The organism is Nocardiopsis sp. iso_25, assembly GCF_056173305.1.
In genome coordinates this window covers 5,237,420-5,250,952 of the sequence record NZ_CM149667.1, presented here as the reverse complement: position 1 = coordinate 5,250,952, position 13,533 = coordinate 5,237,420, and the positions used below count along the sequence as shown (strand labels likewise).

Here is a 13,533-nt window from a genome sequence, read left to right as displayed (position 1 = left end):
TGCGGAGCTGGGTGATCCCGCTTCCTGGGACGGCTGTCCGAGGGGTGGACCGCCCACCGTGGCGCGCGCACGCATTGACGATAACGGCCGGGGCGCTTCATGATGGAGACATGTCCGCCGGTGAGCTGCTTGTCCAGCGCCTGCATGTCGATCTGAGACAGCAGGCGAGCGCGCTCTGTCGTAGCTAGCGCCCTGCGGGGTTTCGCCCCGCGCCCCTCGTGCCCCGTCGCACGTGCCCTGTCGCAGACACCGGACGCTCATCTCTTCCCCTGGGTTCTGTGGGGACCGCCCCGCGGTCGCCGAAGCAGACCTGCCAGGCCCGACACAGGCGGTTCTCGGACAGCGTGGTCCGCCCCCGTGTCGGATGCGAGGAATCGCGAGAGTCCCAGGACGTTCGTCACCCCTCCTTCCGGTGTCAACCACCCCGCCGTCCTCTTCGGCTGGTGTCTCCTCCGATCCCGGCTCGCTCTGTTCGAACCCAGGAGTTCTCGCATGACCCGCTTCACCGTGCTCGTCGCCGCCCCCCAGATCCGTTCCTCCGTCCGCGACGCCGCCCTGCGCGCGGCGTCCGAGGTCGCCACCCGCGCGGGTGTCGACTCCCGTCCCGACGTCATCGACATCGCCGAACTGGGCGCCGAGCTGCTCTCGGAGTCCTCCGCCGCCGTCGACGCGGCGCTGGCGAAGGTGCGCGAGAGCGACGTGCTGCTCGTGGCCTCCCCGCAGGCGCACGGCACCTACACCGGGCTGTTGAAGGTCTTCCTCGACCGCCTGCCCGAGCTGGGGCTGGGCCACACGGTCGCGGTTCCGCTGGCGGTCGTGGAGGACCTGCGCAACAGCCGGGGCATCGAGGAGGACCTGCGTATCCTGCTGGCCGACCTGGGCGCCTGGGTGGCCGAGCCCGGCCTGATCCTGGCCGAGGGGGAGACCGGCCAGCCCGACAGCGTGGTGCGTGCGTGGGCCGACGTCGCCGCCCCGGGCCTGCGCGAGGCCGTGTCGGTGGCCGTCTGAGCGGGTCCGCCGGGGCGGTCCCGCCGCGTGCGCCCTACGCGTGGGCGCGTCTGCGGCCGGTGTCCGCCTCGGCGGCGGCCACGTTGCCGCGGACCAGGACGACCACGACGAGGGTGAGCGCGAACCCGCCCACGCGCAGGGCCAGCATGACCGGGTCGTCGGGCAGGCGCTCGCCGAACAGGATCGTGCCCATGACGACCATGAACACGTTGCCCACGACGTTGGACACCGGGGCGGTGATGGAGGCCCGCGAGCGCTGGAGCGAGGTCTGGAAGAGGACGATGCCCACCGCCCAGCCCACCGCGTACAGGTAGGGGTAGGGCGAGAGCAGCGCGGGGACGACCGCGTTCCACAGGCCGTGGTCGGCCAGCAGGCCGCCCAGCCCCTTGCCCTGGAGGCCCGCGCTGCCCTGGGCGAAGCCCGCGGCCGCGCCCAGGGCGGCGGCGGACATGTAGCGGCCGCGGCCGCCGACCAGGCCCACGACGGCCAGGCACGCCGCCACGGTGAGCAGGCTGACGGTGATGAGCAGCGGCGTGTCGGCGGTGGTCCCGGTCTCGGCGCCCTCGGCGGTGGACAGGCTGAGCAGGCCCAGCGCGACCGGCATGACGCCGAGGGCCACGTACTCGCCCCGCGTGACGCGCTCGCCCAGGACGAGGGTGATGACGAGGATGCCGCACGCGACCCCGGCGGCGAAGGCGGGCTGGGCCACGGACACGGGCGCGAGGCCGAGGGAGACGATCAGGCCGACGCTGCCCAGGGCGGCGAAGAGGCAGCCGAGCACCCAGCGGGGGTTGGTGAGCAGGACCCGGGCCAGGTGGAGGGGGCGGTTGATCGAGATCGACTCCGCGCCGTGCAGGGCGCGCTGTTCCACGGTCAGGCCGACGGTGTAGACCACCGCGGACAGCAGGGCTACCAGGAGTCCGGTCACGGGGGTCCTGCTTTCCGTCGGGGCGCGGAGTCGAGAGGGCGGGGACGGCCGCTAACGTCGGTGTAGGCGGTTCCGCTCGGCCGCAACGAGTTGACGAATTATATATAACCAGTTCTAGTCTTGTCTGACGAACCCCCTGTGGGGGGTAGAACCCGTTCTGGGAACGCAGGGGGCGCGGTGCGCGGATCCGACGAACGCTCCGTGTGGTGGTCGCGCGTGGCCGACCGCTTCGGCAGGCTCCGGTTCCGCTGGCCCCGTCCGCGCGGGGCCCGGTCCGGCGAACCGGGGCGGGAGCGCCCGCGACCGCCGCGTTGGGCGTGGCTCCTGGACCGGTGGCCCCGACGGCTCCGCCTCCGGCTGCTCCGGCCCCGCTGGGACAGCCACTCCCGTTTCGAACCCGGGCCCCTGGGGCTGCTCGGCGTCATGCTCTCGGCGATGGCGGTCACCCTGCTGCTGGTCCAGAGCGGCTCCGGGGGAGGGGCCGCGCAGGAGGGGCGCGCCGAGGAGCCCGTCACCGTGCCGGGGCCGCCGGACGGCGAACTGCGCGTCATGGTCGTCGGCGACTCCCTCTCCCAGGGCAGCAGCGGCGACTACACCTGGCGCTACCGCCTGTGGTCCCACTTGCGCGGGGCCGGGGTGGAGGTGGACTTCGTCGGCCCCTACGACGGCATGTACGGGCTGGCGGACCGGGAGTTCGGCAACCAGGACTACGCCGACCCCGACTTCGACACCGACCACGCCGCCCGCTGGGGCACCACCGCGCAGGAGCTGTCCACCGGTGCCGCGCTGGTGGCCGCCGAGTACCGGCCGCACTACCTGCTCCTCCTGGCCGGTACCGAGGACATCCTGGCGGGCGGGGACGCCGACAGCGCGCTGGAGGGGGTGGGCGAGACGGTGTCCACGGTGCGCGTCGTGCGGGGGCAGACCCGGTTCGTCCTCGGGGAGCTGCCGCCGGTGGAGGACCCCCGGGCCAACGCCGAGATCGACCGGTTCAACATGGGACTGGTCGACCTCGCCGAGCAGCTCACCTCCAGCGGCTCGCCCGTGGTGGTCGCGCGGGTCGCCGACGGGTACGCCCCGGCCAGCGACAACTGGGACGAGGCGCACCCCAACGCGCGCGGCGAGCTGAAGATCGCGGCGGCCTTCGCCGACGCGCTCGCCGAACCGCTGGGGGTCGGCACGGCCTACCGGCGGCCGCTGCCGGAGGCGGCGGTGGGGCCCGCGACCGCACCCGAACCCGTGGCGGAGGAGTCCGAGGACGGCCTCGTGCTCAGTTGGGACACCGTGCCCGGCGCGACCGGCTACCGGGTGGTGCAGCGGCGCGTGGGGCCGGACCCGGACGAGGCCGCCGTGCTCCCGGTGGACGTGCGCGCCGACGGTGACAGCCGTTCCGTGCTGGTGGAGGCGCTCTTCAGCGGAGCCCGCTACGAGTTCGTGGTGCGCTCGTTCAAGGGCCGGGACGAGGGGGCGGAGTCCGAGCCCCTCCAGTGGGTGTGGGACGACGATCCGCCTCCGGGGCCGTCCTGGCTGCGGGTGGTCGACGGCGGGGCGACCGTGGAGTGGGAGGACGTCGGGGAGGCCTCCCACTACGAGGTGTGGGTGCGCGCGCTGGAGTGCGGGGCCGCCGACGACCGGCGCGCGCCCGCGTCCCCGGACGGCGACCGCGCCTCGGAGGTCCCCGTCGAGTCGCCCGTGCCCAGCGCCGGGCCGTCCGACCCCGCTCCCGACGCGGACCCCGGTCCGCGGCCCACCCCCACGCCGACCCCCGCTCCCATGCCGTCCGTGCCCGAACCCGAGCCCGTCGCGCCAGGTCCGGACTGCGAGCGCCGTGACGGGCTCGGCCCCGGCGACGGGCGGGAGTGGCGCACGCTGGGCCCGGCGGGGGAGGAGCCGCGCTGGTCGGTGACGGTGTCGGGTCCCTACGAACTCGTGGTCCGCTCCTACCGCGACTACGTGGAGGGCGGCTACTCCGACAGCGTTCTGCTCGCGCGGGGCTGACGGAGGGTCGGGGGACTGCTTTCCAGGGGCGGAGGTCGATGGTGTCGGTCACGGGGCTGAGGGCCCGGCGAGCGCGGGGAGGACGGGGAGGAGGGGAGGCCCGGGGAGGGTGGGGCGTCCGGCTGCTGCCGTGGGCCGTGGGGCTGCTCGCCGGTGTGCTGGCGCTCGGTCCCGCGCTGGGGCCCGGGTACGTGTTGCGCTACGACATGGTGTTCGTGCCCGACCTGTCGCCGGCCACGGTGCTGCGGGGCGCGGACGGGTTCCCCCGCGCGATCCCCAGCGACGCCGTGGTGGCGGTGCTGTCCGCGGTCCTGCCCGGGGACGCGGTGCAGTCGCTGGCGCTGCTGGCGGTGTTCGCCGTGGGCGGTGCCGGTGCCGCGCGCCTGGCGCTGCGGGTGCTGCCCCGCGGCGGCGCCGGGGCCCTGGTGGCGTCGGCCGCCGCCGGGACGTCCTACGTGTGGAACCCGTTCGTGGCCGAGCGGCTGCTGTTGGGCCAGTGGGCGATGCTGCTGGGTTACGCGGGGCTGCCGTGGGTGGTGGGGGCCGCCGTGCGCATGGCGCGGGTGCGGCCGGGCGCGGGGTTCGCCGGGCTGGTGCGCGCTCTGGTGCCCGCGGCGATCGGGGGGTTCTCGTCGGTGGTGCTGACCGCCCTCACCGCCGGCCCCGTCGCCCTCACCGCCCGCTCGGGCGCGTCGCGCTGGTGGGTGCGGGCGGCGCTCTTCGCGCTGGCGCTGGTGGTGGTCTCCCTGCCCTGGCTGCTTCCGTCCCTGGCCAGCGGGGCGGGCACGGACCCGGCCGGGGTGGCGGCGTTCGCGGCCCGTTCGGACACCCCGTTCGGGGTCCTCGGCTCCCTGCTGCTCCTGGGCGGGGTGTGGAACTCCGGTGCGGTTCCGGCGGGCTACGGCGAGCCGGTGACGGCCGCGGCCCGCCTGCTGCTGTGCCTGCTGGCGTTGGCGGGCTGGGTGTGGTTGCTGCGCCGGGAGCGGCCGGGGTTCGGCCCCGGCCTGTCGGCGGCCGCCGTCCTGGGGCTGCTGATCGCCCTGCTGGGCGCCACCGGGCCGGGGCGCGCGCTGCTGGTCTGGCTGGTCTCCTCCTGGCCGGGGTTCGGGCCGCTGCGCGACGGCCAGCTCTACGTGGCCCCGCTGTCCCTGGTCCAGGCGCTCGGCCTCGGCGTGTGCGTGTGGTGGCTGGCCGGGCGGCGGGGCGCCGCGCTGCGGACGGGGCTCGCGGTGTTCGCGGCGCTGCTGCCGGTGGTGGTGCTGCCGGGATTGTTGTGGGGCGCGAGCGGTCGGCTGGCCCCGGTGCACTACCCCGGGGAGTGGTTGGCGGCCCGGGAGGCGGTGGCCGCCGACGACCGGCCCGGGGCGGTGCTGGTGCTGCCCTGGAGCGCCTACCGCGGCCCCGACTGGTCGGGTCGGGCCACGGTCGTCCTGGATCCGGCGACCAAGCTCTTCGACCGGCGCGCCCTGTGGAACGACGACCTGGTGGTGGGCACCCCGGACGGGGGAGAGGTGGTCGTGACCGGCGAGGACGCTCGGGCGCGGCGGGTCGCCGGGGTGCTCGGGCCGGACCCGGCGACGGGCCTGCCCGAGCGGTTGGACGCCGCTGCGCTGGGCGGGCTGGGGGTGCGGTACGTGGCGGTGTCCGCGCCGGTCGATAACCAGTTCTGGTCAGGTGTGGAGGGCCTGTCCGTGGTGGTGGAGGGCTCCGGCATGGTGCTTCTGCGAGTGCAGGACCAGCATGTAAAGGCCGATAAAGCTGGCATTCCGGGGTTGGAAGTTACCGGCGGGTTAGTTACAGTTGGGGCAATCATCTGGTCTATGGCTAGATCAGGTTCTAGTCTCGTTTTCCAGCGCTCCGGACCCAGCGCGGGATCGGGCGCGCGGAAGGAGATCCCCAAGTGATCAAGGTAATCGCCGCCTGCGTCATCGGCGCGGCCCTGGCGGGAGGTGCCACCTTCGTGGCCACCAGCCTCGCCACGGACTCGACCGCCACCGCGGAACCGGTGAACGAAACCCTCTACAACTACGGCGACCGCTAGGGCGGCCGTACGGCGGAGGTTCGCGGGCGCTCCGCCCCGGCGGGGCGCCCCACTCCCCCGACTCCCGCGGCCCCGGGTACCCTCCCCCGGCCGCCCACCACCACCGACGTCCGGCCCACGGGCCCGTTCGGCGTGCGCTCCACCCTTCCCTCAGGGGATCGCCGTGCGTGTTCATCCGCACGCGCGCGGTGGCGGCACGCACGTGCGGCCGGATTCCGCGCGGAAGGAGAGCGTGTGGTCTTCCAGAAGGTCCACCGGATCCGCCAGGAGGCGGAGCCGGGCCTGCCGGCGGTCACCGGGGCCCCGGCCGCCGTCGTCCCCGTCCAGGTCCCGACCGCCCCAGACGCCCCCGTCGCCCCGGACGCCCCCGCTGTCCCAGGTGCCCCGGGCAGCACGGGCGCCCCCGCCGTCCCGGAGGCCCCCGCCGACCTCGGGCCGCGCCTGGACGGGGTCCGCCTGGTCATGGTCAACTGGCGCGACCCCTGGCAGTCCACCGCGGGGGGCGCCGAGGAGTACTCCTGGCGGATCAGCCGCCACCTGGCCGAACGCGGCGCCATCGTCACCTTCCTCACCAGCCGCGAGCCCCACCAGGCGCGCGTGGAGACCAGGGACGGGGTCGTCATCCGCCGCATGGGCGGCAGGTTCACCGTCTACCCCCGCGTCATGGCGTGGTTGGCCCTGTGGCGCCGCGAGTACCAGCTCGCCTTCGACTGCATGAACGGCGTCCCCTTCCTGTGCCGCCTCGTCCTGCGCCGCAGCACGCGGGTGGTCAGCGTCGTCCACCACGTCCACGACCTCCAGTTCAACGCCTACTTCCCGGCGCCCGTCGCCTGGCTGGGCCGCACGCTGGAGTCGGCCGTGGCCTCGCGCGTCTACCGCCGCTGCACCACCGTCACCGTCTCGGAGTCCTCCCGCCGGGCCATGCGCGAGAAGCTGGGCTGGCGCGCGCCGATCGAGATCATCCACAACGGCGGACTCCCCGGCCCCCAGAAGCCCCTCGACGACGCGCCCGCCCCCGCCGACATGGGCCGCCCGGCCGTGGTCAGCCTGGGCCGCCTGGTCGTCCAGAAACGCGTCTCGCGGGTGGTCGACCTCGCCCGCGCCCTGCGCGAGGAGCACCCCGACCTGAAGGTGCACATCATCGGCCGCGGCCCCGAGGGCGAACCCCTGGCGGAGCAGGTCGCGCGCGACGGCACGGGCGACCGCGTGCGCCTGCACGGCTTCCTGCCCGAGGAGGACAAGAACAGCGTCCTGGCCTCGTGCCACCTCCACGTCACCGCCTCCGAGTTCGAGGGCTGGGGCCTGACCGTCATCGAGGCGGCCCGCCTCGGCGTGCCCACCGTGGCCTACGATGTGGACGGACTGCGCGACTCGGTCCGCGACGGCGAGACCGGTTGGCTCGTGCGCGAGGGCGAGGAACTCGCCGACGTGGTCGCGCGCGCCCTGGAGGAGCTGTCCGACCCCCGCCGGGCCGAAGCCGTCCGCCGCGCCTGCCGCGCGTGGGCGTCCCGGTTCACGTGGGAGGCCAGCGGCGCGCGGATGACCCGGCTCGTCGCCGGGGAGCTGGGCCTGTCCGGCGCCGCGGAACCGGACGCCCCCGCCAACGACGCCCCCGTCCCCGCTCCCGCTCCCGGCACCACCCCCGCACCGGGCGCCCCCGCCCCCGACCCCCTCACCTCCGACGACCCGGGCGCCCCCGCCGCCCGGAACACGGCAGCAGGCAGGAAAGCGAAGACGTGACACCGACGGAATCCACCGCCAGGCGCGAACCGGAGGATTCCCGCACACCACCTTCCACCGGCCCCGGCGGCGCCGATCCCCGCCTCCTGGCCCGGCTCAAGGTCCTCACGGTGTGCCTGCTCCTGGGAGCGCTGGCCGCCAGCATCGACCCCGGCAGGATCGTCAGCGACACCAAGCTCGACCTGACGGCCGACCCCCTGGGGTTCATGGAGCGCGCCCTGCACCTGTGGGACGCCTCCTACTTCGGCCAGATCCAGAACCAGGCCTACGGGTACTTCTTCCCCAACGGCCCCTTCCACCTGCTGTTCGACCTGCTCGGCGTGCCCGACTGGCTCATCCAGCGCCTGTGGATGGCCGTCCTGCTCGTCGCCGCGTTCACCGGCGTGTACAAGGTCGCCGGGGCGCTGGGCATCGGCACCGTCAACACCCGCATCCTGGCCGGGGTCGCCTACGCGCTGGCCCCCCGCGTGCTGACGCTGCTGTCGTACAACTCCGCCGAGTTGCAGCCCATGCTGCTCATGCCGTGGATCCTGCTGCCGCTCGTGCTCGGGGCCCGGCACGGGCGTTCACCCGCCCGCGCGGCCCTGCTCTCGGGTCTGGCCTTCCTGCTGTGCGGCGGCACCAACGCCGCCTCCGAACTGGCCGTCCTGGTCGTCCCGGGGCTCTACCTGCTCACCCGGGCGAACGGTCCGCGCAAGTGGCGCCTGATCGCCTGGTGGGCGGTCGCGCTGGTCCTCGCCTCGTTCTGGTACGTCGCGCCGCTGCTCCTCATGGCGCGGTACGTGTTCTCGTTCATGCCCTACACCGAGGACGCCGCCGTCACCACCGGCGTCACCTCGCTGCTCAACGCGCTGCGCGGCACCTCCAACTGGATGGGCTTCCTGCCCGACCAGGGCAACACCGCGCTGCCCTCGGGGGCGGAGCTGTCCACCACCCCGTGGTTGATCGCGGTCACCGCGCTGGTGGCGGGCCTGGGCCTGGCCGGGCTGGTCAACCGGCGCACCCCCGAACGGCTCTTCCTCATCGCCAGCCTCCTCAGCGGCACCGCCGTCATCGTCGCGGGCTTCACCGGCGACCTCACGGGCCCCTTGGCGGGGGCCGTGCGCGAACTGTTCGACGGCCTCCTCTCCCCGTTCCGCAACGTGCACAAGTTCGACGCGCTCGTGCGCCTGCCCCTGGTGCTCGGCCTGGCCCACCTGCCCGTGGTCGTGGCCCGGGACCTGGCCGACCGCAGGGGCACGCCCGTGCCCGGACGCGTGCGCCGCGCCGTCGCGGGCGCCACCGCCGCCGTCTTCGCGGTCACCCTCGTGCCCGTGGGCACCGTCGGGATCGCCCCCGCGGGCGGCTTCGCGCAGATCCCCGACTACTGGTACGAGGCCTCCGACTGGCTGGAGGCACGCGCCGACGAGCGCGGCATGACCATGGCCCTGCCCGGTTCGGCGCGCGGCGAGTACGAGTGGGGCCGTCCCATGGACGAACCCCTGCAACCGCTCTTCGAGGGGGCCTGGACCAACCACCAGATCATCCCGTGGGGCTCGGCGGGAGTCTCCCGCATCACCCACGAGATCGACCAGCGCGTCTCCTCGGGCCGCGGCTCCGCCGGGCTCGCCGACACCTTCGCGCGCATGGGCGTCACCCACCTCCTCGTGCGCAACGACCTCCAGCGCACCGGCAACAACGGCGGCTGGCCCGCCCGCGTCCACCAGGCCCTGGCCGACTCGCCGGGCATCGCCCTGGCCGCCGAGTTCGGCCCGGTCATCGGCTCGCTGGACCACCAGTCCGCCTCCCAGTGGTTCGACCAGCCCTACCGGGCGCTGAGCGTCTACGAGGTGGAGGACGCCGCGCCCACCGTCGGCACCGTGCCCGCCGACGAGGTGCTGCGGGTCACCGGCGGCCCCGAGTCCGTGCTCCACCTGGCAGAACAGGGGGTGGTCGACGACGACCGCCCGATCCTGCTCGGGGACGACCCCGGGGCCGGGGAGGTCGCCGCCCGGGACACGATCGTCACCGACACCGCCCGCCGCCGCGAGGTGGTCTACTCCGACGTGCGCCGCAACGTGTCGGCCACCCTCACCGAGGACCAGGAGCTCGAACGCGACGTCCCCGCCCCCGACGTCCTCGACCCGGCCTGGGAGGACCACGTCGCCCACGCCGAGGACATCGGGATCGCCTCGGTGAGCGCCTCCTCCGCCGAGAGCGGTGCGGGCGCGCGCGCCGCCGACCGCGACCCGGGGCACGCCCCGCACGCCGTGCTCGACGACGACCTCACCACCTCCTGGCGGTCCAGCGCCTTCACCGGAGCCCTGGGGGAGTGGATCGAGGTCGAGTTCGAGGAGCCCCAGGACCTCACCGGGCTCAGCGTCGCCTTCGAGCACCTGCCCGGCGAACCGCCGCCCTCTCGGGTCACGCTCGTCACCGACGGCGGCGAGGCGCAGGTGCCCGTCGCCGAGACCGAGGAGCCCCAGGAGCTGACGGCCCCGCCCGGCACGACCACCACGCTGCGCGTGCGCGTGGACGAACTGGCCTGGGAACCGGAGTACCGGTTCGGCACCCGGGTGGGCGTCGCCTCGATCTCCGTGCCCGGCCTGGAACCGGCCCGCACGCTGCGGGTCCCCGGTCCCGCCGACGCCGGAACGCTGCTGTTCACCGGCTCCACCGGCACCGCGCCCGGCTGCATGGAGGGCTCGCACGTGTGGGTGTGCAACCCCGACCTCCAGGTGCAGGGCGAGGACGCGCGCCGCCTGGACCGCACGTTCGAGCTGTCGGCGGAGTCGGCCTCGGCCCCGCACACGGTCTCGGGCGAGGTCGTGCTCACCGACCCCCGGGAGGCGGAGAACGCCGCCAACCGGGCCAGCCCGCACCCGCGCGTGACTGCCTCCTCCACGGCCGTGCAGCACCCCGCCGCGATGGGCCGGGGCGCGCTCGACGACGACGAGAGCACCGTCTGGTACCCGGACCCGGAGGAGAAGAACCCCTGGCTCGACATCGAGCTGGGCGCGCCCACCGAGATCGGGCACCTGGAGGTGGAGTTCCCCCGCGCCGACAGCGTGCTGAGGCCGATCCGGGTGACCGTCGAGGGCGGCGGCACCGTGCGCGAGGGGTGGCTGGACGGCAGCGGCCGGGTGGACTTCGCCGAGTTCACCGCGGAGTCGCTGCGGGTGACCTTCGAACGGCCCGAGGGGCAGGCCCTGGAGGTCGGCACCGTCACCCTGCCCGGGGTGGACCCGGTGGAGCCGTTGCCGGAGGGCGACGCCTCCACCGCGTGCGGCCTGGGCCCCACGCTGCGGGTCAACGACCAGCGGGTGGAGACGCGGATCAGCCGGGGCACCCTCGCCGACCAACTCGCCGGCCGCCCGCTGCGCTACGAGAGCTGCACCGACCTGGACCTGGTCGGGGGCGAGAACCGGATCGTGGTCGATCCGGGCAACCGCTACGAGGTGCGCTCGGCCCTGGTGGAGTCCGCCGACCCCGTCTCGGACCGGCCCGAGGTCACCATGGCCGAGGTGGAGGAGGTGCACGCCTGGGGTCCGGGCGAGCGCCGCTTCGACGCGGACGCGGCCGAGGACAGCCTCCTGGTGGTGAACGAGAACTTCAACGAGGGCTGGCAGGCCCGCCTGGAGGGGGCGGACGCGGCCCTGGAGCCGGTCCGGCTGGAGGGCTGGAAACAGGCCTGGGTGCTGCCCGCGGGCAGCGCGGGCACCGTCACCCTGACCTACGCGCCCGACACCGCCTACCACCGGGCCCTGGCCGTGGGCGCCGCGCTGGCCGCGGTGCTGGTGGTCGCCGCCCTGTGGCCCGGGCGCCTGCTGCCCGGGGGAGCGCCGGCCGGGGCCGCGGCCCCTCGGGGCGCCCGCGCCCTGCCCGGCGCCGGACCCGGGTGGCTGGGAAGGCGGGTCGTGCTGCCGCTGGGCCTGGCCTACGGGGTGTGGGTGGCCGGTGCGGTCGGAGCCGCCCTGGTCGCGGTGATCCTGGTGTGCATGTGGTGGCTGGGGCGCCGGGCGCCCCGGAGGCTGCGGCACGCCAAACCGGGAAGGCCCTCCATGGGCGGGCGGACGCTGCCGCTCCTGGCGGGGCCCTGGCCGGTGGCGGCGTCGTTGGCGCTGGCGGGACTCGCCATGGGCGCGGGCACCTACCTGGCGCTGTACATGCCCTTCCACGACGTGACCGAGGTGCTCGGGGGAGCGCTGCGCGGCTGGGTCTCCCAGCTGCTGTGCCTGCCCGCGCTGGCCCGGCTCGTACTGGCCCTGGGCCAGCCGGGCGACGGTGAGGACGCCGACGCCGATCCGCCGTCGGTCCGCGCCCGGGCCGCCGCCGCGAACGCCGCCGGCGGCGGGGCGGACGGGTCCGCTCCATCCGACGGTGCGACCGATGCGGCCGGTGGGGCTAACGGTGCTGTCCTTGTCGGGGCGGGCAGGGCCTCCGGGGCCCATGCTGCTTCTGAGGGGCAGGGGACTGCGGTCGCGGGGGCCAGCGGTGCTGGTGGGGTTCGTGGGGAACGTGGACCCGAAGCTGCTGACACCGGGGGAGACCGCGAGGCCAACAGGGCCTCGGGGGCCCACACGGCTCCTGAGGGGCAGGGGACTGCGGCTGCGGAGGCTGCCGGTGAGAGATACGGGACTGGTGCTGCCGAAGCCGGTGGGGCCGACGGCGCCGCCGAGGGTTCGGCGCCCCCTGCGAACGATGAGGTCGACGGCGCTCCCCGCGGCGGGGGTTCCCCGGACGACGACCGGTGGGAGAACGACCCCGAGGAGGCCCGGACATGAGCGCGCTCGGCTTCGGTGGGGCCGCCCCCAGCCAGGTCGGCCCCGAGCGCCGACCGGGGCGCTCCCTGCCCCGCGGCACCCTGCTGGTGGCCGCGGGCGCCTTCCTGCTCACCCTGGCCGCCCTGCTCCCGCTCTACGTGTACGAGCGGATGGCCCTGCTGCCCGCCGGTGCCGAGTTCGACATCCGCATGCTGGACGAGGACGCCGGTTACCTGGACACCTCCACGTGGTCGTGGGTGGAGTCGGCCGAGCTCAGCCGGGTCACCCGGGTGGACGCCTCCGCGCACGGCGGCGACTGGTCGGCGTGGGAGATGTCGGTGGACACCTCCGTGCCCGACCGGATGATCGACCACTGGAGCCGCCGCGTCATCGTCGACCGGGAGACCGGCCGGGCGGTCAACTGCTGCGGTGAGCACGTCGACGGCGACCGGGCGGTCCGGCAGGCGGGGCTGGTGCACTTCTGGCCGCCCGGCGACGAGCAGGGCGAGTACCCCTTCTACGACGCAGAGGTGCGGTCGGCGCCGATGCTGGAGTTCCAGGCGTGGGAGGAGGTGGCGGGGGTGCGGGTGCGCCGGTACAGCCAGTGGATCGAGTCCACCCAGGTGCCCGACTCGGCCCGCCCGGTTCCCGCCTCCCTGTTCCGTTCCGGGGCCGCGGGCACGGTCACCGCCACCCGCTGGCTGGAGGTCAGCCGGACGTTCTGGGTGGAGCCGGTCAGCGGGATCGTGGTCAACGCCCACGAGACCCGCGCGGAGACCCTGCGCCCGCAGAACGACAGCGGTGAGGCGCCCCTGCTGCACGCGCAGCTGGTCCTGGCCGAGCAGCAGGTCGCGGCCCAGGCCGAGCAGGCCCGCGTGCGCTCGGTGCTGCTGCGCGCCCTCTCCTCGTGGGCTCCGTGGACGCTGGCCCCGCTCGGCGGCTTGGCCGTGCTGGTCGGCCTGGTCCGGGCACGGCGGGACCGAAACGCGGACGGGGGCGCGGAGCGGGGCCCCGACCGTGCAGAGGAGCCCGCCGCACCGGCGCCCGGCTGAGACCCGGCGGGACCGGCGGGCCGT

8 protein-coding genes are annotated in these 13,533 nt (G+C 75.0%); 7 read left to right on the top strand and 1 reads right to left on the bottom strand.

Annotation, left to right across the window (positions count from 1 at the left end; genetic code table 11):
- Positions 1 to 492: 492 nt before the first annotated feature.
- Positions 493 to 1,008: an NADPH-dependent FMN reductase gene (locus AC0VX6_RS22520; protein ID WP_274974546.1), complete on the top strand. Its 516-nt coding sequence runs from the start codon at positions 493 to 495 to the stop codon at positions 1,006 to 1,008.
- Positions 1,009 to 1,042: 34 nt separating this feature from the next.
- Here the strand turns inward: AC0VX6_RS22520 and AC0VX6_RS22515 are convergent, their stop codons facing one another.
- Positions 1,043 to 1,936: a hypothetical protein gene (locus AC0VX6_RS22515; protein WP_475465959.1), complete on the bottom strand. Its 894-nt coding sequence runs from the start codon at positions 1,934 to 1,936 to the stop codon at positions 1,043 to 1,045.
- Positions 1,937 to 2,113: 177 nt separating this feature from the next.
- On the opposite strand from AC0VX6_RS22515, the gene AC0VX6_RS22510 reads away from it, so the two are divergent.
- From AC0VX6_RS22510 to pgfA, 6 genes are all read left to right on the top strand, one after another.
- The gene (locus tag AC0VX6_RS22510; protein WP_475465958.1) at positions 2,114 to 3,934 is read left to right on the top strand and encodes an SGNH/GDSL hydrolase family protein; all 1,821 of its coding nucleotides are present in this window, start codon (positions 2,114 to 2,116) and stop codon (positions 3,932 to 3,934) included.
- Positions 3,935 to 3,972: 38 nt separating this feature from the next.
- Complete coding sequence (locus tag AC0VX6_RS22505; protein WP_274974543.1) at positions 3,973 to 5,838, top strand: MmpA family trehalose lipid delivery protein; 1,866 nt, start codon at positions 3,973 to 3,975, stop codon at positions 5,836 to 5,838.
- Positions 5,835 to 5,975 carry a hypothetical protein gene (locus tag AC0VX6_RS22500; RefSeq protein ID WP_013154713.1) on the top strand — a complete coding sequence of 47 codons (141 nt, stop codon included), beginning with the start codon at positions 5,835 to 5,837 and terminating at the stop codon, positions 5,973 to 5,975. The genes AC0VX6_RS22505 and AC0VX6_RS22500 overlap by 4 nt, the downstream gene beginning before the upstream one ends.
- 234 nt (positions 5,976 to 6,209) lie before the next feature.
- Positions 6,210 to 7,715: a glycosyltransferase gene (locus tag AC0VX6_RS22495; protein WP_475465957.1), complete on the top strand. Its 1,506-nt coding sequence runs from the start codon at positions 6,210 to 6,212 to the stop codon at positions 7,713 to 7,715.
- The gene (locus AC0VX6_RS22490) at positions 7,712 to 12,478 is read left to right on the top strand and encodes an alpha-(1->3)-arabinofuranosyltransferase domain-containing protein (protein ID WP_475465955.1); all 4,767 of its coding nucleotides are present in this window, start codon (positions 7,712 to 7,714) and stop codon (positions 12,476 to 12,478) included. Before AC0VX6_RS22495 ends, AC0VX6_RS22490 begins: the two co-directional genes overlap by 4 nt.
- A complete protein-coding gene (pgfA, locus tag AC0VX6_RS22485) occupies positions 12,475 to 13,509 on the top strand; it encodes a cell envelope lipid trafficking protein PgfA (protein ID WP_475465953.1) in 1,035 nt (344 codons plus the stop codon). Before AC0VX6_RS22490 ends, pgfA begins: the two co-directional genes overlap by 4 nt.
- Positions 13,510 to 13,533 lie beyond the last annotated feature (24 nt).